General features: G+C 62.1%; 23 protein-coding genes. 7 read left to right on the top strand and 16 right to left on the bottom strand.

Features of this window, described 5'->3' with window-relative positions; all coding sequences use genetic code 11:
- Window positions 1–38 precede the first annotated feature (38 nt).
- Window positions 39–1,283, top strand: a complete 1,245-nt coding sequence (locus tag NH234_RS18580; RefSeq protein ID WP_085732061.1) for an FAD/NAD(P)-binding oxidoreductase — start codon at window positions 39–41, stop codon at window positions 1,281–1,283.
- 9 nt (window positions 1,284–1,292) lie between these two features.
- Entirely contained in the window at window positions 1,293–2,093 is an 801-nt protein-coding gene (locus NH234_RS18575; RefSeq protein ID WP_065258956.1) for a sulfite exporter TauE/SafE family protein, read from the top strand.
- 44 nt (window positions 2,094–2,137) lie between these two features.
- Here the strand turns inward: NH234_RS18575 and NH234_RS18570 are convergent, their stop codons facing one another.
- Window positions 2,138–3,088: a polysaccharide deacetylase family protein gene (locus tag NH234_RS18570; RefSeq protein WP_367253767.1), complete on the bottom strand. Its 951-nt coding sequence runs from the start codon at window positions 3,086–3,088 to the stop codon at window positions 2,138–2,140.
- A 196-nt stretch (window positions 3,089–3,284) separates the two neighbouring features.
- Here NH234_RS18570 and NH234_RS18565 point away from each other — a divergent pair, with 196 nt between their 5' ends.
- The gene (locus NH234_RS18565; RefSeq protein WP_085732059.1) at window positions 3,285–4,940 is read left to right on the top strand and encodes an MFS transporter; all 1,656 of its coding nucleotides are present in this window, start codon (window positions 3,285–3,287) and stop codon (window positions 4,938–4,940) included.
- Window positions 4,937–6,079: an HlyD family secretion protein gene (locus tag NH234_RS18560; protein WP_367253765.1), complete on the top strand. Its 1,143-nt coding sequence runs from the start codon at window positions 4,937–4,939 to the stop codon at window positions 6,077–6,079. The genes NH234_RS18565 and NH234_RS18560 overlap by 4 nt, the downstream gene beginning before the upstream one ends.
- Before the next feature lie 2 nt (window positions 6,080–6,081).
- Here the strand turns inward: NH234_RS18560 and copD are convergent, their stop codons facing one another.
- From copD to NH234_RS18545, 3 genes are read right to left on the bottom strand one after another with little or no spacing between them, the layout of a single operon-like run.
- A complete protein-coding gene (gene copD / locus NH234_RS18555) occupies window positions 6,082–6,939 on the bottom strand; it encodes a copper homeostasis membrane protein CopD (RefSeq protein WP_367253763.1) in 858 nt (285 codons plus the stop codon).
- A 3-nt stretch (window positions 6,940–6,942) separates the two neighbouring features.
- Window positions 6,943–7,305, bottom strand: coding sequence for a copper homeostasis periplasmic binding protein CopC (gene copC / locus NH234_RS18550; RefSeq protein WP_085732056.1), 363 nt, complete (start codon window positions 7,303–7,305; stop codon window positions 6,943–6,945).
- Between the two features lie 47 nt (window positions 7,306–7,352).
- A complete protein-coding gene (locus tag NH234_RS18545) occupies window positions 7,353–7,787 on the bottom strand; it encodes a GNAT family N-acetyltransferase (RefSeq protein WP_367253762.1) in 435 nt (144 codons plus the stop codon).
- A 147-nt stretch (window positions 7,788–7,934) separates the two neighbouring features.
- Here NH234_RS18545 and NH234_RS18540 point away from each other — a divergent pair, with 147 nt between their 5' ends.
- Window positions 7,935–8,555 (top strand): TetR/AcrR family transcriptional regulator, encoded by a 621-nt coding sequence (locus NH234_RS18540; RefSeq protein ID WP_007952885.1) that lies wholly within the window; start codon window positions 7,935–7,937, stop codon window positions 8,553–8,555.
- A gap of 40 nt (window positions 8,556–8,595) precedes the next feature.
- Here the strand turns inward: NH234_RS18540 and preA are convergent, their stop codons facing one another.
- From preA to hydA, 3 genes are all read right to left on the bottom strand, one after another.
- Window positions 8,596–9,870: an NAD-dependent dihydropyrimidine dehydrogenase subunit PreA gene (gene preA / locus NH234_RS18535; RefSeq protein ID WP_085732054.1), complete on the bottom strand. Its 1,275-nt coding sequence runs from the start codon at window positions 9,868–9,870 to the stop codon at window positions 8,596–8,598.
- Window positions 9,871–11,238 (bottom strand): NAD(P)-dependent oxidoreductase, encoded by a 1,368-nt coding sequence (locus tag NH234_RS18530; RefSeq protein ID WP_367253761.1) that lies wholly within the window; start codon window positions 11,236–11,238, stop codon window positions 9,871–9,873.
- Window positions 11,239–11,320: 82 nt separating this feature from the next.
- Complete coding sequence (hydA, locus tag NH234_RS18525; protein WP_367253759.1) at window positions 11,321–12,760, bottom strand: dihydropyrimidinase; 1,440 nt, start codon at window positions 12,758–12,760, stop codon at window positions 11,321–11,323.
- Between the two features lie 621 nt (window positions 12,761–13,381).
- Here hydA and NH234_RS18520 point away from each other — a divergent pair.
- Together NH234_RS18520 and NH234_RS18515 are read left to right on the top strand one after the other, a co-directional pair.
- The gene (locus tag NH234_RS18520; protein ID WP_085732051.1) at window positions 13,382–14,866 is read left to right on the top strand and encodes an NCS1 family nucleobase:cation symporter-1; all 1,485 of its coding nucleotides are present in this window, start codon (window positions 13,382–13,384) and stop codon (window positions 14,864–14,866) included.
- Between the two features lie 30 nt (window positions 14,867–14,896).
- On the top strand, window positions 14,897–16,180 hold the full coding sequence (locus tag NH234_RS18515; protein WP_085732050.1) for a Zn-dependent hydrolase: 1,284 nt from the start codon (window positions 14,897–14,899) through the stop codon (window positions 16,178–16,180).
- Between the two features lie 104 nt (window positions 16,181–16,284).
- Here the strand turns inward: NH234_RS18515 and NH234_RS18510 are convergent, their stop codons facing one another.
- The 9 genes from NH234_RS18510 to NH234_RS18470 form a co-directional block, all read right to left on the bottom strand.
- Window positions 16,285–16,494, bottom strand: a complete 210-nt coding sequence (locus tag NH234_RS18510; RefSeq protein WP_085732049.1) for a hypothetical protein — start codon at window positions 16,492–16,494, stop codon at window positions 16,285–16,287.
- Window positions 16,495–16,644: 150 nt separating this feature from the next.
- On the bottom strand, window positions 16,645–18,033 hold the full coding sequence (locus NH234_RS18505; protein WP_367253756.1) for an amidohydrolase family protein: 1,389 nt from the start codon (window positions 18,031–18,033) through the stop codon (window positions 16,645–16,647).
- Window positions 18,034–18,045: 12 nt separating this feature from the next.
- Window positions 18,046–19,401, bottom strand: a complete 1,356-nt coding sequence (locus tag NH234_RS18500; RefSeq protein WP_085732047.1) for a nucleobase:cation symporter-2 family protein — start codon at window positions 19,399–19,401, stop codon at window positions 18,046–18,048.
- A gap of 91 nt (window positions 19,402–19,492) precedes the next feature.
- On the bottom strand, window positions 19,493–20,536 hold the full coding sequence (locus NH234_RS18495; RefSeq protein WP_085732046.1) for a GTP-binding protein: 1,044 nt from the start codon (window positions 20,534–20,536) through the stop codon (window positions 19,493–19,495).
- Entirely contained in the window at window positions 20,533–21,156 is a 624-nt protein-coding gene (locus NH234_RS18490) for a UbiX family flavin prenyltransferase (RefSeq protein ID WP_085732045.1), read from the bottom strand. The genes NH234_RS18495 and NH234_RS18490 overlap by 4 nt, the downstream gene beginning before the upstream one ends.
- A gap of 11 nt (window positions 21,157–21,167) precedes the next feature.
- The gene (locus NH234_RS18485) at window positions 21,168–22,553 is read right to left on the bottom strand and encodes a UbiD family decarboxylase (protein ID WP_085732044.1); all 1,386 of its coding nucleotides are present in this window, start codon (window positions 22,551–22,553) and stop codon (window positions 21,168–21,170) included.
- Between the two features lie 123 nt (window positions 22,554–22,676).
- Window positions 22,677–23,582, bottom strand: coding sequence for an amidohydrolase family protein (locus tag NH234_RS18480; RefSeq protein WP_007952854.1), 906 nt, complete (start codon window positions 23,580–23,582; stop codon window positions 22,677–22,679).
- Window positions 23,583–23,586: 4 nt separating this feature from the next.
- On the bottom strand, window positions 23,587–24,516 hold the full coding sequence (locus NH234_RS18475) for an amidohydrolase family protein (RefSeq protein WP_011334798.1): 930 nt from the start codon (window positions 24,514–24,516) through the stop codon (window positions 23,587–23,589).
- Window positions 24,517–24,745: 229 nt separating this feature from the next.
- Window positions 24,746–25,636 carry a LysR substrate-binding domain-containing protein gene (locus tag NH234_RS18470; protein ID WP_367253753.1) on the bottom strand — a complete coding sequence of 297 codons (891 nt, stop codon included), beginning with the start codon at window positions 25,634–25,636 and terminating at the stop codon, window positions 24,746–24,748.
- Between the last annotated feature and the right edge of the window lie 86 nt (window positions 25,637–25,722).

The raw sequence follows: 25,722 nt of genomic DNA, 5'->3' as shown, positions 1-25,722 counted from the left end.
ACCCGGCTATCCTTGCGTGCAGCAATAAGGAACAAGCAATGAACGATCAACACTGGGGCCCATCCATCAGTGCAGACATCGTGGTCATCGGCGGCGGCACTGCCGGCATCGGCTTTGTCGCGAGCCTGCTAAAGCGCGATCCCGGCCTGAAAATCACGGTGATCGAGCCGAGCACCCTGCATTACTACCAGCCGGCGTGGACCCTGGTCGGCGGTGGCGCGTACGACGCCAAAGACACCGCCCGACCGATGAACAAGGTCATGCCGCGTCAGGCCACCTGGATTCAGGCGGCTGTGACCGCTATCGATCCCGACCAGCGTCGTCTCAACCTCAACGATCAACGCACCGTCACCTATCAGAACCTGATCGTCTGCCCCGGCTTGCGCCTGGCCTGGGAGAAAATCGAAGGCTTGCAGGAAAATCTCGGCCAGCACGGCGTGACGTCCAACTACAGCTATCACCACGCGCAATACACCTGGGATCAGGTACAGAAACTGCGCGGCGGCAAGGCGCTGTTCACTCAGCCGGCGATGCCGATCAAATGCGCGGGCGCCCCGCAAAAGGCGCTGTACCTGTCCTGCGATCACTGGATCAAGAAAGGCGTTCTGAACAAGGTCGAGGTTGAATTCAATCTGGCCGGCGCGGCATTGTTCGGCGTGGCGACGTTCGTGCCGCCACTGATGAAGTACATCGAGAAGTACAACGCCCGCCTGTCGTTCAACGCCAACCTGGTGAAGGTTGACGGCCCGGCGAAAACCGCCTGGTTCGAGGTCAAGGACGCCGATGGCAATGTCACTCAGGTGGCCAAGACCTTCGATCTGCTGCACGTCGTCCCGCCACAGGTTTCCCCGGACTTCATCGCACAAAGTCCGCTGGCCGACGCCGCCGGCTGGTGCGAGGTCAACCCGCACAGCCTTCAACATCCGCGTTATCCGGAGGTGTTCGCGCTCGGCGATATCTGCAACACCACCAACGCGAAAACCGCTGCTGCCGTGCGCAAGCAGGTCGTGGTGGTCGCCGAGAACCTGCTGGCCCAGCGCAAGTCTCTGGCACCGCCGCTGAAGTACGACGGCTACGGTTCCTGCCCGCTGACGGTGGAGAAGGGCAAGGTGATCCTCGCCGAGTTCGGCTATGGCGGTAAGTTGCTGCCGACCTTTCCCCTCGACCCGACCGTGCCGCGCCGTTCCGCGTGGTGGCTGAAGGCGTCCCTGCTGCCGTGGTTCTACTGGAACGGCATGCTCAAGGGCCGTGAGTGGTTGACGAGTCTGTCCAAAGTCGACTGAGAACTCCCTATGTTGCTGGCAAGTCTGTTTGGCGTGGTTATGGGATTGATCCTCGGGCTGACCGGGGCCGGTGGCGGGATTCTCGCGGTGCCGGCGCTGGTGCTTGGTCTGGGCTGGACGATGACGCAAGCGGCGCCGGTCGCGCTGTTCGCCGTGGGCAGTGCGGCGGCGGTCGGGGCCATCGATGGTTTGCGTCATGGACTGGTGCGCTACCGCGCGGCGCTGTTGATCGCCGCACTCGGGGCGGTATTTTCGCCGCTGGGCATCTACTTCGCGCACCAGTTGCCGGAGAAGGTCCTGATGATCCTCTTCAGCCTGCTGATGGTGATGGTGGCCTGGCGCATGCTGCGCCGCGAACGCCAGCAAGAGGGGCCGAGCGATCATGGTCACGCCAGTTGGGGCCAGAAGAACTGCATGCTCAATGAACAGACCGGCCGGTTCGACTGGACTGCCAAATGCACCGCAACCCTTGCGGCACTGGGGGCGGTCACCGGTGTGGTGTCCGGACTTCTCGGCGTCGGCGGCGGGTTCCTGATCGTGCCGGCCTTCAAGCAACTGACCGATGTGCAGATGCGCGGCATCGTCGCCACGTCGCTGATGGTGATCAGCCTGATTTCCGCTATCGGTGTGATCGGTGCGTTTCATGCCGGGGTGCGGATCGATCATTTGGGCGCGGCGTTTATCGTGGCCAGCATTGTCGGCATGATCATCGGGCGCAAACTTTGCGCGCGAGTACCGGCGAGGACATTGCAGGTGGGTTTCGCCAGTGTGTGCCTGGTGGTTGCGGCTTATATGCTGCTGCGGGCGTGAGTCGTCAAGCAGAAAAAATCGCAGCCTTGGCTGCGATTTTTTTGTCACTGGTTGTACGCCGCCTCGGTGTTGTCGATCAGCGGGTTTTTCTCGGTCAGCACCACCTGGGCAATCTGATCCTTGCGCATGAATTTCACCTTCGGATGTGACTGCGCATAGCGGATAAAGCGCTCCATCGCCTCGACCATCGCCGGTGTGCCGCCGATGCGATCGTGCAGACTCACCGACATCATCCGCCGCTTGCTCGCGCCTTCGGCGTAGAGGCGATCGAATTCCAGCACCAATTGCTGATAAAACTGCTCGGCGGAGAAGTGCCGGCCTTCGATCAGCACAATGTCGTTGTTGCGCAGGGTGTAGGGCACCACGGCGAATTTTCGTCCACGGACCATGGTCACGAAGGGCTCATCGCGGCTGACATCATCGATGTGGTAGGTGAAATTCAGATCCTGCAACACCTTCAGCGTGTTGGGGCTGCGCCGCAGCCAGTTGGCGTTGTAGCCGACCGAACGCTGGCCGGTGATTTTTTCCACCGCCGCGACGCCGTCGCCGATGAACTGTTTTTCCTGGGCGTAGTTCATGTTGTACGAATCGGCCCAGCGCATGCCATGGGCTGCCAGTTCATGGCCGCGCTCGGCAATCGCCTTGGCCAGTTCCGGGTGCTTGAGCGCCGCTTCACCGACCACGTGGGAGGTGACCTTGATGCCGGTGCGATCCCACAGATCGAGCATGCGCCACAGGCCTTCCTTGTAGCCGTAATCGAACCAGGTCTGCGCCGGCAAGTCCGGATAACCTTTAGGCAGCGGCGTGCCGGAGAACGGACTTTCAGCCCCCTCGGGCTGGCCGCCGGTTTCGAATTGCATCGACACCGAAATCACCAGTTGCGAGCCATCCGGCCACGGGCGTTCCTGGGCGAAGGCGAGGGCGGGCAGCAACAGGGTGGCTGCCAGCAGATTTTTCAGCAGACGCGGGGAGCGTTGCCAGCGGGAAGTGGTCATAACGGGCACCTTGCAGGTTGAGAAGTGCGGCAAGGTTGGCATCCGCTACGCTTGGGAAAAATCCGCTGCGGGCGAGATGACCTTTAAACAAAATTTACGAATCCACCACTGACCTGTGGGAGCAAGCTCCCACAGGGATATGTGTTTGACTGCAGATTTGCGGCACACTCAAGCCATCACCGTACAAGGCCTTTCCATGGATCGATACGCCCCGCGCAACTGGCAGCCTCACGAGAAGCCCAGTCTGCCCGGATCCCCCTCGACGCCGCTGCACTCCAACCCCAAGCGTCTGGCCTATGCGCTGGTCGGGTTGCTGGTGGCGTTGACGGGCGGATTGGGCAATTCGCTGGTGGTCGCCAACCTGCCTTATCTGCAAGGTGCACTCGGGGCGACCACGGCGGAGATGGCCTGGCTGCCGGCGGCGTATGTGATGACCAACGTGTCGATGAACCTGCTGCTGGTAAAGTTTCGCCAGCAGTTCGGCTTGCGGGCGTTCACCGAGGTGTTTTTGGTGCTGTACGCGCTGGTGACCTTCGGGCATCTGTTCGTCAATGACCTGAATTCGGCGGTGGCCGTGCGTGCGGCTCACGGCATGGTCGGCGCGGCGTTGAGTTCGCTGGGCCTGTATTACATGGTGCAGGCGTTTCCGGCCAAGTGGCGGATGAAGGCGTTGGTGCTGGGTCTGGGCACGTCGCAACTGGCGTTGCCGCTGGCGCGGCTGTTTTCCGAAGACCTGCTGCAGATTGCCGAATGGCGCGGCCTGTACTTGTTTGAACTGGGCATGGCGCTGTTGTCGCTGGGCTGCGTGTTGATGCTCAAGCTGCCGCCGGGTGACCGCTTCAAGACCTTTGAACCCCTCGATTTCCTGACCTTCGCGATCCTCGCCAGCGGCGTGGCCTTGCTGTGCGCGGTGCTGTCCCTCGGCCGGATCGACTGGTGGTTCGAAGCACAATGGATCGGCATTGCCCTCGCTGCGTCGATTGCCCTGATCCTCGCGGGACTGGCCATCGAGCACAACCGCAGCAACCCAATGCTGATGACCCGCTGGCTCGGCAGCGGTGTGATGATCCGCCTGGCACTCGCGGTGATCCTGATTCGCATGGTGACCTCGGAGCAGTCCACCGGCGCCGTGGGTTTCATGCAAAACCTGAACATGAGCAGCCAGCAACTTCATAGCCTGTATGTCGTGATGCTGATCGGCAGCGTCGCCGGGCTGTTGACCAGTGCGCTGACCATCGACCCGAAACACCTGCTGATGCCGCTGATCGTCTCGCTGGCGTTGATGGCCACCGGTTCGATCATCGACAGTTCCTCGAACAACCTGACTCGCCCGGAAAACCTGTATTTCAGCCAGTTCCTGCTGGCCTTCGGCAGTACCTTTTTCCTCGGCCCGACCATGGTCCTCGGCACGCGCAACGTGCTGACCAACCCGCGCAATCTGGTGAGCTTTTCGGTGTTGTTCGGGATCTGCAACAACCTTGGCGGCCTGATCGGCGCGGCGTTGCTGGGTACGTTCCAGATCGTTCGCGAGAAGTTTCATTCCAGCCATATCGTCGAGCAACTGGTGCTGTCCGACCCGTTGGTGGCCGCCCGGGTGCAGAGCGGCGGTTCGGCGGTCGGCTCCCTGATAGCGGACCCGAGCCTGCGCAACCTGCAAGGCATTCGCAGCCTGGCCAACGCCGCCACCCGCGAGGCCAACGTACTGGCCTATAACGATGTGTTCATGCTGATCGCGGTGATCGCGATCCTCACCATGATCTGGATTTCCATCCGTGCGCTATGGCTGATCAGCACCACCAAAGCCGTCGCCCCGACACCTTCCGTATCTTCCAGCGGTGCCACTTCTTCATGACCGAACCGACCACCACGACCACAAATGCCATTGCCGCCACGCCTGAAGGTGTGGCACCGCCGTCATCGCCGAACACCGAGCCGCGCTCGTTGCGTGTGCGGATCATCTCGTCGTTGGGCTTTGCCGCGATTGCCATCGTCGGCGTGCTGATCGTGCTGTATGCGTGGCAGTTGCCGCCGTTCAGCAGTGCAGTCGAAACCACTGAAAACGCCTTGGTGCGGGGGCAGGTGACGATCATCGGCCCGCAGCTCAGTGGTTATGTCTATGAAGTGCCGGTGCAGGATTTCCAGTTCGTGAAGGCCGGCGATCTGCTGGTACGTCTCGATGACCGGATTTATCAGCAGCGTCTCGACCAGTCGCTGGCGCAACTGGCGGTGCAGAAAGCCGCGTTGGCCAATGTGGTGCAACAACGCAACAGCGCCGAGGCGACCATCAAACTGCGGCAGGCGGTGGTGGCCGACAGCGAGGCGCAGTTGCGCAAAAGCGAGGCTGACCTGCGCCGCAACAGCGCGCTGGTCAACGATGGCTCGGTGTCCAAACGCGAGATGGACGTGGCGCTGGCCGCCAACGCGCAAAGCATTGCGTCTGTAGCGCAGGCCAAGGCCAATCTGGAAATCGCCCGGCAGGATCTGCAAACGGTGATCGTCAATCGCGGCTCGCTGGAGGCCGCGGTGGCCAGTGCCGAGGCCACCGTGCAACTGGCGCGGATCGACCTGTCCAACACCCGCATCATTGCCCCGCGTGACGGCCAGCTCGGGCAGATCGGCGTGCGCCTCGGTGCCTACGTCAATTCCGGGGCGCAACTGATGGCGCTGGTGCCGGACCAGAAGTGGGTGATCGCCAACATGAAAGAGACCCAGATGGACAACGTGCGGGTCGGGCAACCGGTGAGCTTCACCGTCGATGCGCTGAACCACCGCAAATTCACCGGCCACGTTCAGCACATCTCGCCCGGCACCGGTTCGGAGTTCGCGTTATTGCAGGCCGACAACGCTACCGGCAACTTCGTGAAGATCGCCCAGCGGGTACCGGTACGAGTGACCATCGATCCGGACCAACAGGAAATCGAGCGTTTGCGGCCGGGAATGTCGGTGGTGGTCAGCATCGATACGGCGAAGGGTGATACTCAGAAACACTGACGTCAGGCAGCGATCATCGGGGGCAGGGTGCCGAGCACGGAAACCGCCGCCACGGCGCCGATCCCCAGCAACCATTCGAGCATCACGCTGCGCTTGAGGGTGTCGACGCGCTGTTCGCAATCACGGATGCGCAAGCGATTGAGCAGCGCCAGCCCAAGCATTCCGAGCACCAGCAAGGCCTTGATCAGCAGGATCAGGGCGAATCCCGAGAACAACGGCGTCGGCCACCACTGACCGGTGAGGACGCGCACGTTGATCAATCCGGTGATCAGCAGACCGGCAACCAACCCGTAGCCAACCCCGCTGAAGTGCTGCAAGACGTAGCGCACCGTTTCGCCGGACTGGCGCAGGATCATCACCAGCATCAACAGCCCGCCGAGCCAGGCACCGACACAGGTCAGATGAATCACTTGATTGAGGATCAACATCTGGCCGCTGAAACCGTCGAGCATCGCCCCGTGTCCGACCGGTGCCAGCGTCATCAGCAGCAACGCACTCAGGCCCAGCCGCAATGGTTGGTTCGAACGCCACGGGGTAAACAGCAACGCCAGCAACAATGCATTGATCAGCAGATGCCAGCGCCACACCTGACCGAAAAACGTATGGCCCAGCACCAGCTCGATGGTGGCCGGATTGAATGCCGCAGCTGCCGAACCGGCCATGCTCGCGGTGATCAGCAACGCCCAGGCGACGCCGCTGACCAGCGCGACCGCCGCCAACCAGCGAGCCAGCCGCGCCAGGTGTCGATCCAGTGCCGGCGTTTCACCCTTGAGCAGCAGCGGCCGGAACAGCCAGGCCCCGAACAGCATCAACACCACGATGAAATGCAGGAACCGGCACAACACCAGCGCGTCACTCATGAATTACTGGCCAACCTTGAACTGATAGGCGCCTTCGCTCTTGTGCGTGTCGACGGATACGGCGTGCCATTCGACCTTGTATTCGCCTGCGGTCAGCGGTGCTTCGGGGGTGACGATCAGGGTCTTCTTGTCACCTTCGGTGGTCAGCGGTTTGACCGCCACCGGCTTGCCGTCGTGGGTCACGGTGACTTTGGTGAAGCTGGCTTCGACGCCTTCGGAAAACACCAGACGCAGATCCGTCGGTGCCGCGACGGTGCTGTCGGCGCCCGGGGTCTGGCTTTTCAGATGGGCGTGGGCGAAGGCCTGGGAAGTGACAACCAGCGAAGCCAGCAGCGCGCCAGCGGTGAACAGGTTTTTCATCGACATGGAAAGATTCCCTTCAGTGAAATGGCGGGCTGAGTATAGAACCTGGGTCACAAGGCTTTCAGGCGCATGTGAATGACCGGAAACGGCCGGCCTTCGCCGTCGAGTGCCGAGCGACCGATGTCTTCGAATCCGTAGTGCCGGTAGAAGCCGTGGGCCTGCGGGTTCTGTTCGTTGACGTCGACCTTCAGCAGCGGGCGGCGGACGTGGTCGAGCAAGCGCCGGCCGATCCCCTGGCCACGCCGGGTCGGGTCGATGAACAGCATCTGCACGGTGTCGTCGTCGGTGGCGATGAAACCTGCCGGGGAGTGGTCGGGGTTCTCGAAAACCTGCACATCCAGGGCGGGCAGGTAGGTGTCACGCACCAGCGGGAACAGCCGGTGGATGTCGTCTTCCGGGAGGAAATCGTGGGTGGCGCGGACCGAGCGCTCCCACAGCGCGGCGAGTTGCGGATCATCCGCAGCGATGCGCTTTCGAATGGTCATGGGCAGGATCCTTCAGTGTCTGACGGGAAGAAGGAGGGCGATCCTAAACCAGAAAAAAGCCCAAGTGTGTGAAGAATCGTTCTCGGCTGTCGCCCCTTGCCCAGAGCGGATGCTAGTCTTCAACAACGTTGTCTTCAGGGAGCCCTCATGGGCAATCACAAGATCGAAATCCGCCGCACCAACGTCGACAAGATTCTGCTGGCGGCGGAAAAAGTCTTCGCCGAAAAAGGTTTCGGTGGCACCGCCATGGCGGACATCGCTGCTGAAGTGCAGCTGCCGCGATCCAACCTGCATTACTACTTTTCAACCAAGAGCGAGTTGTACAGCGCCGTGCTGTTCGACCTGCTGGAGGTGTGGAAGCAGGACGCGCTGTGCTTCGAGATGTTCGACGATCCGCGCGTGGTGCTCAGCAGCTACATCCGCGCCAAGATGAATCACTCGCGCAGCCGGCCCTACGGCTCGAAAGTCTGGGCCAACGAAATCATCCACGGCGCGCCGACCCTGGGCGAGGCGCTGGATGTCAGCCTGTACGACTGGGCGAAGATGAAAGAGGCGAAGATCCGGCAGTGGGTGGAGGACAAGCGGATTCTACCGGTGGAACCGTCGAGCCTGCTGTACATGATCTGGGCGTCGACCCAGCACTATGCCGACTTTGATCATCAGGTGAATATCCTGAATGAGCATCAGCCGTTGTCGGACATGCAGTTCGAGCGGGCGGTACAGACGGTGACGAGTGTGATTTTGCGGGGGATCGGGTTGGAGCCTTGATCGATCGTTCCCACGCATCGACGTGGGAACGATCTGTGACTCAGGCACTTACATGGTAGGGATTTCTCGGATCATGATTCCAGTCCAGAAACGGCTTGCCCGTTTCCATCGGCACCATCTCGATACAGTCCGCCACCGGGCAGGTGATCTGGCACAGATTGCACCCCACACACTCATCATCGATCACTTCATATTTGTGCGTGCCATCGGCCTGTTTCAGGCTGCTGATCGCCTGGTGTGAAGTGTCCTCGCAGGCAATGTGGCAACGCCCGCAACCGATGCACGCTTGCTGGTCGATCTTCGCAATCACCTGATAATTGATGTCCAGGTACTTCCAGTCCGTGGTATTGCCTACCGCGCGCCCGGAAAACTCGGCGATGCTGGCGTAACCCTGACTGTCCATCCAGCGCGACAAGCCGTCTTTCATCTCATCGACAATCCGGAAACCATGCAGCATCGCCGCCGTGCACACCTGCACCGCGCCGCTGCCCAGTGCGATGAACTCCGCCGCATCGCGCCAACTGCCGATGCCGCCGATGCCGCAGATCGGCAGGCCCTGGGTCTGCGGATCACGGGCGATTTCCGCGACCATATTCAGCGCGATCGGTTTGACCGCCGAGCCGCAATAACCGCCGTGGGTGCTTTTGCTGCCGACGGTGGGCAGGGCGACCATGTGTTCCAGATCGACGCTGGTAATCGAGTTGATGGTGTTGATCAGCGACACCGCATCGGCACCACCCCGGTGTGCGGCGCGGGCGGCGACGCGGATGTCGGTGATGTTCGGTGTGAGTTTGACGATCACCGGCAGCGAGCAATAGGTCTTGCACCAGCGCGTGACTTGCTCGACGTACTCCGGCACCTGACCGACCGCCGCGCCCATCCCGCGTTCGGGCATGCCGTGGGGGCAACCGAAGTTCAGCTCGATGCCGTCGGCGCCGGTGGCTTCCACCAGTGGCAGGATGTGTTTCCACGACTCTTCGACGCAGGGCACCATCAGCGACACGATCAGCGCGCGATCCGGCCAGTCCTTTTTCACCTGAGTGATTTCCCGCAGGTTGATCTCCAGCGAGCGGTCGGTGATCAGTTCGATGTTGTTGATGCCCAGCACTTCGCGGTTGTTGCCGTAATGTGCCGAGTAGCGCGAGGACACGTTGACCGCCGCCGGGTCTTCACCCAGGGTTTTCCAGACCACGCCGCCCCAGCCCGCCTCGAAGGCGCGCACCACGTTGTAGGCCTTGTCGGTCGGCGGCGCGGAGGCCAGCCAGAACGGGTTGGGGGCTTTGATTCCGGCGAAGACAATCGAAAGATCGGCCATTTACGCAGCCTCCACGTTGAGCATCAGTTGAGCGTTGATCGCCTCGGCGGCGCGCTTGCCGTGTTGCACCGCTTGCACGGTCAGGTCCTGATCGAGGCTGGTGCAGTCGCCGCCGGCGTACACACCTGGAATGCTGGTGCGCAGGTTTTCATCGACCTGAATCCGTTCTCCCTGACGTTTCAGCTCACGGGCCAGCGGGTCGGCGAGGGCGCTGCCGTCGAAGGCCTGGCCGATGGCTTTGAAGATCGCGTCGGCGGCCAGCTCGAAGGTCTCGCCAGTGGTTTGCAGGCGACCTTCCACTAGATGGGTACGGGCGAAACGCATCCCGCGCACCTTGCCTTGAGCATCGAGCAGCACTTCGTCTGGTTGCGCCCAGGTCAGCAGCCGCACCTGATTGGCCTTGGCGATGTCCTGCTCATGGCCGGTGGCGCCCATGTCCGCCGCACCACGGCGATAAACCAGGTTGACGTCGCGGGCACCGAGGCGGGCCATTTGCACGGCCATGTCGATAGCGGTGTTGCCGGCGCCGAGGACGATGCAGTGTTCGGCCAGCGGCAGTTGCGACAGGTCGTCGGTCTGGCGCAGTTCGCGGATGTAGTCGGTGGCGGCGAGCAGGCCGGGCGCGTCTTCGTGGGCCAAGCCGAGTTGTTTGCTCGCATTGAGGCCGAGACCGAGGAACACCGCGTCGAATTGCTGATGCAGTTCGCTCAAGGTCAGGTTTTCACCGAGTTTCTGGCCGTGGCGGATTTCGATGCCGCCGATTTGCAGGAGGAAATCCAGCTCTTTCTGCGCGTAGTCGTCGACCAGTTTGTACTTGGCGATTCCGTATTCGTTGAGCCCGCCAGCCTTTTCCCGCGCTTCGAAAATCACCACGTCGTGACCGTGCATGGCGCTGCGATGGGCACAGGACAGCCCCGCCGGGCCGGCACCGACCACGGCGATGCGTTTGCCAGTAGCGGCGGAGCGCTGAAACGGATGCTCGGTAAAGTGCGCGTTGTCCACGGCGTAGCGTTGCAGCAAGCCAATCAGCACTGGCGCGCATTCATGGGCGTTGTTGCGCACGCAGGCTTGCTGGCAAAGGATTTCGGTCGGACAGACCCGGGCGCAACTGCCGCCGAGGATGTTTGCCGAGAGGATTTTCTGCGCCGCACCCTGCACGTTGTCCTGATGGATATTGCGGATGAACGACGGGATATCGATCTCGCTCGGGCACGCATTCACGCACGGCGCGTCGTAGCAATACAGGCAGCGCGAGGCTTCCAGATGTGCCTGACGGTCGTTGAGCGGCGGCGCCAGATCGGTGAAATGGCCGGCGAGGGCGGCCGCACTTTCGTGCGGGTGCGGGAGATGGTTCAGGGTCTCGATCACGGTTTTTTGCCTCACGGTTATTTGAGGTTTTCTGCCTCTGTCGGGCAGTGGTTTGATCGTTCAGCTTGGGAACGATCGGAGGTCAGCGTTTGACGGCCACAGGTTTGTGCAACTCAGCCCGCTTGCTCAGCAAATCAAATACCGCCGGATACGCCGGCCGTTCGATATATCGGCCCGCACCGCGCTCGGCGCGCAGGTCGCCATCGGCCCAGACCACTTTCCCCTGGCTGACGGTATGGCTCGGCACACCACGCACGGTCTTGCCTTCGAAGATGTTGAAGTCCACTTGCTGATGGTGGGTCTTGGCGGAGATGGTGCGGGTGCCTTGCGGGTCCCACAGCACCAGGTCGGCATCGGCGCCGACGCGGATCGCGCCCTTGCGCGGGTAGAGGTTGAAGATCTTGGCGGTGTGGGTGGAGGTGAGGGCGACGAAGTCCTGCATCGACAACCGCCCCGAATTCACTCCTTCATCCCACAACACCGCCATGCGGTCTTCGATGCCGGCGGTGCCGTTGGGGATCTTGCTGAAGTCGTCGCGGCCAGCGGCTTTCTGCTCGGCGCAGAAGCAGCAATGGTCGGTGGCGGTGGTGTGCAGATTGCCGCTCTGCAGACCATGCCACAGTGCCTCTTGATGCCCGCGCGGACGGAACGGCGGGCTCATCACGTAGCCGGCAGCGGTCTGCCAGTCCGGGTGCTGGTAGACGCTGTCGTCCAGCAGCAGATGCCCGGCCAGCACTTCACCGTAGACCGGTTGGCCCTTGCTGCGGGCATAGGTGATTTCGTCGAGGGCTTCCTTGGTCGAGACGTGCACCAGGTACAGCGGCGTGCCGATGGTTTCAGCGATGCGGATCGCCCGACTTGCCGCTTCGCCTTCGACCTGCGAGGGTCGTGACAGCGGATGCGCTTCTGGCCCGGTGATGCCCTGGGCCATCAACTTGCGTTGCAGGTGATAGACAAGCTCGCCGTTTTCCGCGTGCACGGTCGGCACCGCACCGAGTTCCAGGCAGCGTTCGAAGCTTGCGACCAGCGTGTCGTCGGCGGCCATGATCGCGTTCTTGTAGGCCATGAAATGCTTGAAGCTGTTGATCCCGTGATGGCTGACCAGCTCGGCCATTTCCTCGCGGACTTGCTCGCTCCACCAGGTAATCGCGACATGGAAGCCGTAGTCGGACGCCGATTTCTCCGCCCAGCCACGCCACTGGTGAAAGGCTTCGAGCAGCGACTGCTGCGGATTGGGAATCACGAAATCGATGATCGAGGTGGTGCCGCCGGCCAGGCCAGCAGCGGTGCCGCTGTAGAAGTCTTCGCTGGCCACGGTGCCCATGAACGGGAGCTGCATGTGGGTGTGCGGATCGATGCCGCCGGGCATCAGGTATTGGCCGCCGCCGTCGAGCACTTCGGCGCCGGTGGGAACATCCAGGTTTTCACCAATGGCTTTGATCACGCCGTCAGCGCAATAGACATCGGCGCGGTAACTTTCATCATGGGTAACAACGGTGGCGCCACGGATCAACAGAGACATTCCGAGTTCCTCGCAGGCATGACCGACTTGTGCCGGTTCTAGATGTTTTATTGTTTGCAGCGCCAAAAGCGTAATCTTGTCAGCGCTGTCAGGAATAGACGCTAGTCGCAGTTCTGAAATTGATCAAGATTATTTTTTATAAGCTTATTGCTGTTTTAACGTGCTGAAAAATAACGATAAAAATCGTAAATCACCAAAATGGTGAGGCGCTTCACCATTTTGACGCACTTGACAGGTTGGAAATATGAGCAAGATTTCCTATGTGAAATCAGCCGCTTGAAGTTGAGCTGCAACTGAGCGGCCACGATGAAAAAAAGTGCAGTGCACCAGATTGAGTCCTGACAGTTCGGACAACTTGCCTGGCATTTAGCCTGAGTGTTCAGTCAAGTGTTCGCGGACTCACCAGGTGAATAATTAAAACTGATCAACATCAGTCAGTTACAAAGCTTTAAAAGCACGGCCCGATGCGCAAGCGGGGCACCCGGCACGTTTATTGATGCCGCCGCTGACAGCATGGCCGGTGCATGAAAGTTGTCAGTTCCTCCGGCCATCGTCCGGCTCGCACCCCCATGTGCAGCCGCCTGATGAGCGAAAAATAATCAGAAGAACAGTGGAGCGGCCATGCAACAGAACAGATCGCAAGTGACCGAGCGCGACGGCTTGTTCGAACTCGAAGCCGGCAGCGACGTCCTCGACAGTCCCCGTTACAACCAAGACATGGCACCGACCAAGGTGCGCGAACGAACCTGGAACAAATGGCACATCACCGCCCTGTGGGTCGGCATGTCGATCTGCGTGCCGACCTACACTCTGGGCGGCGTACTCACCGCGTATTTCGGTTTGACCGTCGGCGAGGCGCTGCTGGCGATTCTGTTCGCCAACATCATCGTCCTCATCCCGCTGACGCTGAATGCGTTTCCCGGCACCAAATACGGCATTCCGTTTCCGGTGCTGCTGCGCTCGTCCTTCGGGATTCTCGGCTCCAACGTGCCGTGCCTGATCCGCGCGCTGGTGGCGTGTGGCTGGTTCGGCATCCAGACCATGTTCGGCGGGCTGGCGATTCATCTGTTTCTCGGGTCGGTGTTCGAGGGCTGGAAATCCCTCGGCGGTACGGGGGAGGTGATCGGTTTCATGATCTTCTGGACGCTGAACCTGTGGGTGGTGATCCGTGGCGCCGAGTCGATCAAATGGCTGGAAACCCTTTCGGCGCCGCTGCTGGTGGCGGTCGGTATCGGGTTGCTGGTGTGGGCCATGCCGAATGTGTCGATGACCGAGTTGCTGGCGATTGCGCCGAAACGTCCCGAGGGCGCGAGCGTGGTCAGCTACTTTGCCGCCGGGCTGACCGCGATGGTCGGTTTCTGGGCCACATTGTCGTTGAACATTCCTGATTTCAGCCGTTATGCCCGTAGCCAGAAGGATCAGATTCTCGGGCAGATTTTCGGCCTGCCGCTGACCATGTTCCTGTTCGCCGCGCTGGGCGTGGTGATGACCGCGGCATCGGTGAAACTGGTGGGCGTCAGCGTTTCCGATCCGGTGACTCTGATCGGCCATATCCAGAGCCCGGTGTGGGTTGCGGTAGCCATGGCGCTGATCATCATCGCCACGCTGTCGACCAACACCGCCGCCAACATCGTCTCGCCGACCAACGACTTCCAGAACATCGCGCCCAAGGTCATCAACCGCACCAAGGCGGTGATCCTCACCGGGTTCGTCGGCCTGGCGTTGATGGGCCATGAACTGTTGAAGAAACTTGGATTGATCGTCTCCGATGTCAGCCTGGAAACCGTGTATTCGAATTGGCTGCTGGGCTATTCCAGCCTGCTCGGGCCGATTGCCGGGATCATGGTGGTGGACTATTTCCTGATCAAGAAACAGCAACTGGACCTGGCCGGCCTGTACCGCGACGACGTGTACCCGGCGTGGAACTGGGCCGGGTTCATCGCGTTCGGCGTGCCGGTGGTACTGACCCTGCTGTCGCTGGGAAGCAGCGCGTTCAGCTGGTTTTACAGCTACGGCTGGTTCACCGGCTCGGCGCTGGGCGGGTTGATCTATTACGGGTTGTGCGCGATGCGGACGAGCCCGGTCATCGTCAAATCGCCGTTGTAATTTCCATAAGAACTGCCTGAGGAGATCCCCATGAACGCAGCCGTAGACGTTCTGCAATCGACCCATCAGCACATCAACCGCGACCGCTTGTGGGCGTCGCTCATGGAGCTGGCGAAGCTCGGCGCCACGGTCAAGGGCGGGGTCTGTCGCCTGGCCCTGACCGACCTCGACCGCCAGGCCCGCGACCTGTTCGTGCAGTGGTGCAAGGGCGCCGGTTGCAGCGTCACGGTCGATGAAGTCGGCAACATCTTCGCCCGTCGGCCCGGTCGCAATCCGAACCTGCCGCCGGTGATGACCGGCAGTCATATCGACACCCAGCCCACCGGCGGCAAGTTCGACGGTTGCTTCGGCGTGCTGGCGGGGGTCGAAGTGTTGCGCACCCTCAATGACCTTGGCGTGGAAACCGAGGCGCCGCTGGAAGTGGTGGTCTGGACCAACGAAGAAGGCTCGCGCTTCGCCCCGTGCATGATGGGCTCCGGCGTGTTCGCGGAAAAATTCACTCTCGAAGAAACATTGGCCAAGGTTGATTCCGACGGCATAACGGTCGGCGAAGCGCTGAACGCCATCGGCTACGCCGGGCCGCGCAAGGTCAGCGGGCACAAGGTCGGCGCCTATTTCGAAGCACACATCGAGCAAGGCCCGATTCTTGAGGACGAACAGAAAACCATCGGTGTGGTACTCGGCGCCTTGGGGCAGAAGTGGTTCGACTTGAAACTGCGTGGCGTCGAAGCCCACGCCGGTCCGACCCCGATGCACCTGCGCAAGGATGCTCTGGTCGGTGCTTCGGTGATCGTCGGCGCAGTCAATCGCGCTGCCCTCGGCCATCAACCTCACGCCTGCGGCACGGTCGGTTGCCTGCAAGCCTATCCGGGCTCGCGCAACGTCATTCCGGGGGAAGTGCGCATGACTCTCGACTTCCGGCATCTGGAACCGGCACGCCTCGACTCGATGATCGCCGAGGTCAAGCAAGTCATCGAAGCGACCTGCGAAGAACACGGCCTGACCTACGAGCTGACCCCGACCGCCGATTTCCCGCCGCTGTACTTCGAAAAAGGCTGCGTCGAAGCCGTCCGCGGCGCCGCCAAAGGTCTAGGCCTGTCGCACATGGACATAGTCAGCGGCGCCGGCCATGACGCGATTTTCCTCGCCGAACTCGGCCCGGCCGGGATGATCTTCGTGCCGTGCGAGGGCGGCATCAGCCACAACGAAATCGAAAACGCCGCGCCGGACGATCTGGCGGCGGGCTGTGCGGTGTTGTTGCGGGCGATGCTGGCGGCTTCGGCGGCGGTGGCGGGTGGGCAACGAGCGGCGTGAACACGGACAGAGCTGGATAGGTCGGCAAAACATTCTATTGCCAAGCAAAGCTTTACCTGTGGGAGCGAGCTTGCTCCCACAGTTTTTGCACATTGGGCTTGCGACTACCCAAGTCTTTCGTTGTTGTTCGCCGAACCTTTGCGACGGTCACTGCCGTTCGGGTTGCCAACGTCCAGCAATCGTCTTTCCACCAGCACATTCTCAAGCGCCTGGCGTTCGGCCGGCGCCATCTGGTGTTCGCGCTTTTTCAGCTCCAGCAGGATGGGGCTGGACCAGGTGCGATAGGTCTGTTCGATGAGGCGGTTGGATGTCATCAGTCTCTCCTTGATCAAGAGCCCGGTGTAGCTGGCAGGGGCTCAATCCGATGAGGTACTAACGTTAGTCGACAAAACGGGAAGTCGCTAATGCCGCGGGCGGGAGCCGACGAGACGAATCGTCGCACCGTCGCTCCCACCGGAGATGTATCAATCGTCGACCTTCATCATCGCCTGCACACCCTCCCAAGCCTCGGCCCGCATCCGCTCGATATCCAGCCCCGGAATCACCCCGTCATCGACCACGATCCGCCCACCCACCAGGCTGTACTTCACCGCAATCGGCTCACCCGCAACGACCGGTGCGACGGCATTGTCGTGGAAGCCGTAGAACCTTGGATGGTCGAGGCTGTAGATCACCAGGTCCGCTGCCTGACCCACTTCCAATGTGCCGACCGCGCCGAGGCCGAGCACTTGTGCGCCGCCGGCCGTGCCCCAGTGGATGACGTCTTCGGCGGTGGTGGCCGAGGCGCCTTGTTCGGCGCGGTGGATCAGCCACGCGGTGTTGGCTTCGCCGACCATGCTCCCGGATTCGTTGGAGGCGACGCCGTCGACGCCGAGGGAGATCGGCACGCCGGCCTCATACATTTGCGGAATCGGTGCAATGCCGCTGCCCAGCCGCGCGTTGCTCACCGGGCAGTGGGAGACGCCGGTGCCGGTCTGGGCGAGCATGCGGATTTCTCCCGGTTGCAGGTGCACGGCGTGGGCGAACCAGACGTCCGGGCCGAGCCACTCGTGTTCGGCGACGAATTCCACCGGCAGGCAGTTGTACTTGTCGCGGCAGAAATTCACGTAGTTCTGCGTTTCCGACAAGTGCGTGTGCAGACGCAACCCCATGCCGCGTGCGGTATGCGCCAGTTCACGCAGCAGCGTTGGCGGCAGCGAGAAGGTTGGCGTGGTTGGTGCCACTACCACCCGCCGCAGAGCATCCGGAGTGTCCTGGTGGTATCGCGATTTCAGCCGTTCGAGATCGCCGACCATTTGCTCCAGGGATTCCGGTTGCAGCGCGGTTTTCGAGAAGCCCGGATGCGCGCTGGCGGACTCCAGTGCGCCGCCACGGCAGAGCACGAAACGCAGGCCGAACTCCTCGGCAAGGTCGAACAGCAAGTCGCCGGTCTCGGTGCTGCCGTGGGCGTGGTAGAGGTAGTGGTGATCGGCGCAAGTGGTGACGCCGGACAGCAGCAGTTCGACCATCCCCAGCCGCGCGGCGATCCGCGCCAGTTGCGGGGTAAAACGGTTCAGACGCGGGTAGGGCACGCTCGCCAGCCAGCCTTGCAGGTCCTGATTCAAGCCTTCGGGCACGGCTTTGAGCAGGTTCTGGAACAGGTGATGGTGGGTGTTGATCCAGCCCGGATAGACCACGGAATTACGCGCGTCTATCACCCGCTCCCCGGGTTGCGGCTCAAGGTTCGCGGCCATTTCCGCGATCCGGCCGTTGACCACGCGGATGTCCACGGCATCGGCCCGGGCACGGGGGCCGCGCAGGCCGGTCATCACCGCGACCGGATTCTTGATCAGGATGTTTTGAAGTTGAGTCATGGGCAGCTCCAGTCAGAGGATGTGCGAGGCGGATTTGCCGGGTGTGGTTTCTGGCACGCTGACGCCGTTGAGCGCCGCGTTGAGCAGCACCGACACCAGGCAGGCGATGACCACGCTGCTGTGCAGGAACGGCTGTGACCACTCGGGCAGTTGTTTGAACAGGGCCGGGGCGAGCACCGGCACCAGGGCGGCGGCGATGGTGAAACCGACAATCAGCACGTTGTAGCGATTGCGCTCGTAGTCGACCTTGGCCAGGGTCTGGATGCCCGCCGCCGCGACCACGCCGAACATCGCGATGCCGGCACCGCCCAGCGCGGCGGTCGGCATCGAGGCGATGATCGCGCCGGCCTTCGGCACCAGCGCAATCGAGCACATCAGCAGACCGCTGATCGCCACCACCCAACGGCTGCGCACGCCGGTCAGGATCACCAGCCCGACGTTTTCCATGAAGGCAATGAACGGGAACGCGGCGAACATCCCGGCGATGGTGCTGGCCAGGCCATTGGCGCGCAGGCCGTTGATTACCTGCTTGTCGTCTACCGGTTTGTCGACGATGTCGCCGATGGCCACGAACAGCCCCATGGACTCGACCATCTGCACGATCATCACGACGACCATGGTGGCGATGGGGATCAGACTGAAGGTCGGCAAACCGAAATAGAATGGGTAGGGCACGGTCAGCCACGGCGCGTCCTGCACGCTATGAAAGTTGCCCATGCCCAGACCGTAAGCCAGACCGGCGCCCACCAGCATCCCGACCAGCACCGCCATGTTGCGCAGCAACGGGCTGCCATAACGGTTGACCAGCAGGATGGTCAGCAACACCACCACGGCCACCGCGAGAAACGCCGGCGCGCCGAAATTGCTCGCGTTGCGCCCGCCGCCGACCCATTCATAGGCAATCGGGAACAGCTGCAAGCCGATCACCGTGACGATGCAGCCGGTCACCACTGGTGGAAAAAATCGTCGCAAACGGCCCACAAACGGCGCCATCAGCAGGGTGAATATTCCGGCGCCGATCACCGCCCCGCAGACCCCGGCGAAGCCCACCTCCGGGTTGCTGCCGATGGCGATCACCGGGCCGACGCTGCTGAACGCCACGCCTTGCAGGATCGGCAGACGCACGCCGAACTTCCAGAAACCGACGGTCTGCAACAGCGTGGCGATGCCGGAACAGAACAGCGTGGTGCTGATCAGCACCACCGTGTCGGCGTGAGACATCTTCAAGGCACTGGCGACAATCAACGGCACGGCGATGGCGCCGATGTACGAGACGGCCATGTGTTGCAGGCCGAGGGTGAGCATCTGTCGCACCGGCAAGACGCGGTCGACGGGGTGGACGGTGGAGGAAGAACTGGCTGACGACATGGGGAATCACCTCTAGCTGTTGTTATTCGGTACAGAGGGGTATTCGTTCTGTGTGCCCGGAACCGCCATCCACCGGCTCCGATGCCGGGCTTCAGCCGGCCAGGCAGGCGGCAAAGCCCTGGTTCAGCGCCGCCCGATCCAGGTCGCGGCCGATGAACACGATCTTGCTTGAGCGCGGCTCGCTGCCCCACGCGGTCGAGGCGCGGAACTCCACCAGGCTGTGCACGCCTTGCAGCACATAGCGCTGGTCTTCGTTGGCCACCGCCAGCACGCCTTTCATGCGGTACAGGTTGTCGGCCTGAGCGTTGCGCAACTCACTGATCCAGCGGTGGAACGCCATCAGGTTGACGGCGCCGTCCACGGCGATGCCTACCGAGGACACGCTCGGATCGTGTTCGTGCTCTTCAGCGTGATGGTCATGGTCGTGGTGATCGTGGTCGTGCTGATCCGCGCCGATTTCCATCAGCTTCTGCGTGCATTCGAAGGCGCCGATGCCGAGGATTTTCGACAGGTCGATCTGTGCGTGGGTCGAGGTCACCAGATCCGCCGTGGCGTTCAAACCACGGATCTTGCCGCGCAGAGTTTCCACCTCTTCAGGACTGACCAGATCGACCTTGTTGATGACGATACGGTCGGCGCAGACGATCTGATCCACCGCCTGATTGTCGACGCCGTCCAGTTGCAGGTCTTCCAGGTGTTGGGCGATGTGCTTGGCATCGACCATGGTCACGATGGCGTCGAGTTCGACTTCCTCGGCAATCGGGTCGTTGATGAAAAAGCTCTGGGCCACCGGGTACGGGTCGGCCAGGCCGCTGGTCTCGATCAGGATGTGGTCGAGCCGCACCGGGCGCGCCACCAGTTCGCGGACGATCCGCACCAGATCCTCGCGGACTTCGGCGGTGCAGCACACGCAGCCATTGACCATTTCGTAGATTTCTTCGGTCTCGGAACTGAGCACCAGATCGCCGTCGATGCCGACTTCGCCGAACTCGTTTTCGATCACCGCGATCTTGCGGCCGTGGTTTTCCTTGAGGATGTAATTGAGCAGGGTGGTTTTGCCGGCACCGAGGAACCCGGTGAGGATGGTGACCGGGATTTTCGTGTTCGGGGTCGGGGCGTTGAAAGGGGTGTTCATGTGAGGCTCCTTGGTAGTGATAGACCGGTGCACGATGAAGGGGAGTAAGGCTGGATTTGGTCGGGGGCCGGGGTTTCACCCCACCGCAGCGCAACGCCGGCATCGAGGCCGAACAGGTCGAGGACGCGGCCGAGGCTGTGGTCGACCATTTGCGCCAGGCTGGCGGGGCGGGCATAGAAGGCCGGCACCGGCGGGGCGATGATCCCGCCCATCTCGGTGACGGCGGTCATGTTGCGCAGGTGGGCGAGGGTCAGCGGCGTTTCGCGGGCCATCAGCACCAGCGTGCGGCGCTCCTTGAGGGTGACATCGGCGGCGCGGCCGATCAGCCCCGATGAGGTGCCGGTGGCGATCTCTGCCAGCGTCCTCATTGAACACGGCGCAACCACCATGCCCAGGCAACGGAACGAACCGCTGGCGATCCCGGCGGCCACGTCATCGGCACGGTGATAGTGGCTGGCGAGGGCGGTGACGTCGGCCAGTTTGTAGTCGGTTTCGTGGGCCATGGTCAGCAGCGCGGCGCGGCTGATGATCAGGTGGCTTTCGATGTTCAGATCGGCCAGCAGCTCCAGCAGGCGTACACCGTAGATGAAGCCGGACGCGCCGCTGATACCGACCACCATCCGCTGACGGTTCACGATGGCAGACCGTCGAGCAGTTGCCGCGCGCGTTCGAGCACGTCCTGATCGAGCTGCGCCTTGATCCCGTCAAACCCAGAGCCGCGCGTGGCATCCAGGCCCATCCGCGAGGTGGTGCCATTGACCGAGGATGACGGGTCCAGCGGGCTGCCGGGCAAACCGTCGATGGTGAAGATGTCGAGATGCGGCTGGAAATGCGTGGCCAGTGCCCACAGCACCTGGCTGTCGTCGGTGAGGTCGATGTCGCTGTCCACCGCGATCACGGTTTTCAGGTACGGATCCCAGCCGAGCAGTGCCAGCATGATCTGTCGGGCCTCACCGTCGCGGCTCTGGTCCAGCGCTACGTAGCAATGAAAATGCGTGCCGGAGTTCGGGTAATGCACGGCGGTGACGGCGGGAAAGCGTGCCTTGAGCTTCTCGCTCATTTCCGCTTCGCGGGGCAGCCGCGCCAGGGTCAGGTGTTCGGCATAGCGCCCGCCCATCACGTCCACCAGCCAGGCGTCCTTGCGTCGCAACAGGGTGTCGACGCGCAGCACGTTGTTGGTCGAGCGATCCGAGGAGTAACCGCTGAACTCGCCGAACGGACCTTCTTCGGCATAGGCCGCCGGGTCTATCGCGCCTTCGAGTACGAACTCGGCGTAAGCCGGCACGCCGATGCCGTAGCGCGGGGTCTTGACCAGTTCCAGCGGCGCACCGAACAGCCCGCCGGCCACCGCACGTTCGTCACTGCCATAAGGCAAGCGAGCCGCAGCGGCGAGCATGAACAACGGGTGCGCGCCGACCACCATGGCCACGCGCAGTTCTTCGCCGCGTTCGCGAGCGGTCTGCAACATCCGCCATAGATGCCCGCGTGAGTGCAGGCTGGTGGCCAACGCCTGACGGGCGTGGCGCATCGAGCGGTGATAGCTCATGTTGGCGATGCCGGTGAGCGGGTCCTCGGCGATGATGATTGCGTTGGTGATGTACGGGCCGCGATCACTGTCGAAATGCTTGAGCATCGGCAGCAGTGCGAGGTCCAGCGCTTCACCTTCGAACACCTCGTCGAGTACCGGGCCGGTTTCGACGTAGCGCGGCGCGATCGGCTGGTTGGCGCGGGTCTGAAAGGTTTCGTGTAACTGCGCGGCGCCGACGCCGAACAGCCGGGCGATACGCCGGCGGGATGCGAACAGATTGGTCGCCACCGGCACACCGAGGTTGCCGACGTGTTCGCAAATCAGCAGCGGGTCGCGGCCTTGGGCGGCGAGGGCATCGACCAGGGCGGTGACGTCCTGATCGGCAGAAAGGGGTTGGGTGATGGTCAGCACATCGTCCGGGTACTGGCGGCGATAGGCGTCGATGAATACGTGAAAATCCTGAGAGTCGCCGAGCGTCGAACGGGTCATGGTTTCACCTCGTAAAAAGCAGGCGCGCAGGGGTGAGGCTGGCGTTCGATCGACAAGCCGTTGGCCTGCCGGTCGAGCGAACGCCGGGTCATCTTCGCGCCTGTAAAGTCGCTGTGTACGGGTTTAGAGGTAGGTCGTGGTCAGACGAATGTCCGCCTCGGCCAGGTCCTTGGGCGGCGGGGTCGGTTCGATCCCGCACAACCGGGCGATGTTGTTGCCCAGGTAGTCCTCAAGGTGATCCTCGTCGATCCCCAGGCCCTGCGGCGCCGGCGAGCACAACACTTCCAGCTCGCGCAGCCACATGCCCGGTTCGTTCGGCGGCGAGTCGGTGCCGAACACGATCTTGTTGCGCGGCAGCTCCTTGGCGAACTCGACGATCCGCGACTGGAAGCACCAGCCGGATTCGCAGTACACGTTCGGCGTGTCCATCGCCATCCAGAACGCCTCGAACGAGTAGTTGCCACCGGTCTGGATGCCGAAGTGACCGATGATGAAATTGACCATCGGGAATTCGCGGATGATCGGGTAGAACATCGTCGGAATGGTGTACGGGCCATCGCCGGTGTGGATCAGCACCACGATGTTGTACTTGGCGCAGACCTTCATCGCCGGACGCAGCCAGTCGAGTGCGCGATCCGGGCGATAGCCGTGCATGTTGGCGTGCAGCTTGAGCATCTTGAAGCCGTATTCCTTGATGTGGAATTCCAGCTCTGCCGCACCGTTTTCCGGTCCCCAGCGCGGGTTGAAGTTGAAATTGCCGATGAAGCGGTCCGGGTACTTCACGCACAGTTCGGCGACGTAGGACATGTAGTCACGCACGCCCTCACGGCCACGGCGGTTGCCGTCGCGATACCCGGTGTTGCCCGGTGGCGGCTGGATGAAGCCCATGTCGATCCGGCGCGGCTTGCCGTTGATCATGTACGGGCCGTCCATCAGCTTGAGCATGCGCTCGCCGGTGAACGGTTCGCCGGTGTGACGCCAGGCCTCGTCGACCAGGTTGGTGGGGTGCAGATGGGTGTCGATGATCATCGGTTCAGCTCCTGGCCAGTTGAGTGGTGACGGGGCGCTTGAGTTGCGCCTCTGCTTCGGAAACGGAACGCGGCGGCGGGGACGGCTGAAGGCCGATCATCCGTGCGGTGTTGTTGCCCAGGTAGTCTTCGAGGGTGTCCTCGTCGAGATTCAGGCCCTGCGGCGGCTCGTGGCAGAGCACTTCGAGCAGGCGCAGCCACATGCCCGGTTCGTTCGGCGGGGTGTCGGTGCCGAACAGGATCTTGTGGGTCGGAAGGACTTTGGCGAACTCGACAATCCGCGATTGCAGGCACCAGCCGGACTCGCAATAGACGTTGGGCAGCTCCATTGCCCACTGCATCGGTTCGAACACATAGACGCCGCCGGTCTGCACGCCGAAGTGGGCCATGATGAAATCGACGTTGGGGAATTCCTTGATCATCGGCACCCATTCCGAGGGGATGCTGTAGGGCCCGTCGCCGGTGTGCAACTTGACCGGAATGCCCAGTTCGGCGCATTTCTCGAAGGCCGGACGCACCCAGTCGAGTGCACGGTCAGGCCGGTAGGCATGCATGTTGGCCTGCATCTGCACCATCTTGAAACCGTGTTCCTTGACGTAGCGCTCGATCGCCTCGACGCCGTTTTCCACGCCGCAGCGCGGGTTGTAGACGAAGCAGCCGATGAAACGGTCCGGGTAGGTCTGGACCATTTTCAGGGTGTAGGCCATGTAGGCGTCGATGGATTCGCGGCCCGACAGTTCGCCGTCGGTCCAGGTGTAAATGGTGTTGCCCTGCGGTGGCTGGATGAAGGCTTTGTCGATGCGGCGAGGCTTGCCGTTGACCATGTACGGGCCATCCATCATCTCCAGCAGACGCTCGCCGGTGAACGGGTCACCGTCATGCCTCCAGGCGAGGTCCACGAGATCCGTGGGATAGCAGCTGATATCGATGATCATTGAAGTCGATCTCCTGATAGCGGGGAAGGGAGCCTTGCGGCCCACAGCATCCACGTCCCGGGCAATCGGCCGTTTCTATGCGCAGCACTTGCGCATTCCCTCGCCTGTTCGCATCCGGCCCGGGTGGGTGGTTGCTTGAGGCGAGTATTGGAAGGCGGGGGAGGGTTCGTACAATATTAATTGGGTGGGGTGGTGATACTTGTTCGATATGGGCTTGTCAGCGATGGCGTCAGGACTGTGTTTGCCGGGCCAACTGCTTGATCACTTCAACAACAGGCGCCACGCGCTCAGCCTGCCCATGGGGCCACACCGCGTAAAGGTTGTAATGCGCCGCAATCTGCGCCTCGTTCAACGCCACCAGCCGCCCGCTGCGCAACGCATCGGCGGCCAGTAATCCACGTACCAGTCCCGCGCCGACACCCGCCTCGGCAGCCGCGATGAGATTCGCCGCGTTATCAAATACGACGCGAGCAGCAGGCTCCACCGCGGGCATACCCGCCGCATCCAGCCACGGAATCCACGACCGCCGCGTATACCCCAGCAGCGGTAATTCAAGAATCTGCGCCGGGTTCAACGGCACCTGTAAACCATGGCGCTCAAGCAGCACCGGAGCTGCCACCGCCAACACCCGATCCCCGCAGATCTGGGTCATCTCGCAATCGTCCCAATCGCCGTAGCCGTAGCGCAGCGACAGGTCCACCCGTTCGAACGTGCTGCGATCACTGCGCGGCATCGACAGGATTGTCACTTCGTAATCCGGCAAGCCATCGAGCAACTGCGGCAGGCGCGGATTGAGCCAGCTCTGGGCCAGTTCGCTGTCGACGTCGAGGGTCAGGCGCTGGGCCATGCTGCGGTTCTTCACCGAAGACAACGCCCGATCAATCTGCGCCAGACCATCCGACAGCACGCTGGCAAACAACTGCCCGGCGTCGGTCAGGTTACTGCCGCCGCCTTCGCGCACGAACAACGGCTGGCCGATGAATTCTTCCAAGGCGCGGATCTGCTGGCTGATTGCGCTGTGAGTCAGATCGAGCTTGCGCGCTGCGCTGGAAAAGCTGCCGCTGCGCGCCGCGTGGATGAACGCGCTCATGGACTGCACCGACGGGTATCGCTTGTACATGTTGTTAGTCCTGCTTACACCGGTTGGCAGAAATCGTCGCTGGCCGCGTGTTGCCCGGGCTTCCAATAATCGGTGACCAGGCCCGC

This window comes from Pseudomonas sp. stari2 (assembly GCF_040760005.1).
In the GTDB taxonomy this organism is placed as follows: Bacteria; Pseudomonadota; Gammaproteobacteria; order Pseudomonadales; family Pseudomonadaceae; genus Aquipseudomonas.
This window is presented reverse-complemented; position numbering and strand designations above follow the sequence as displayed.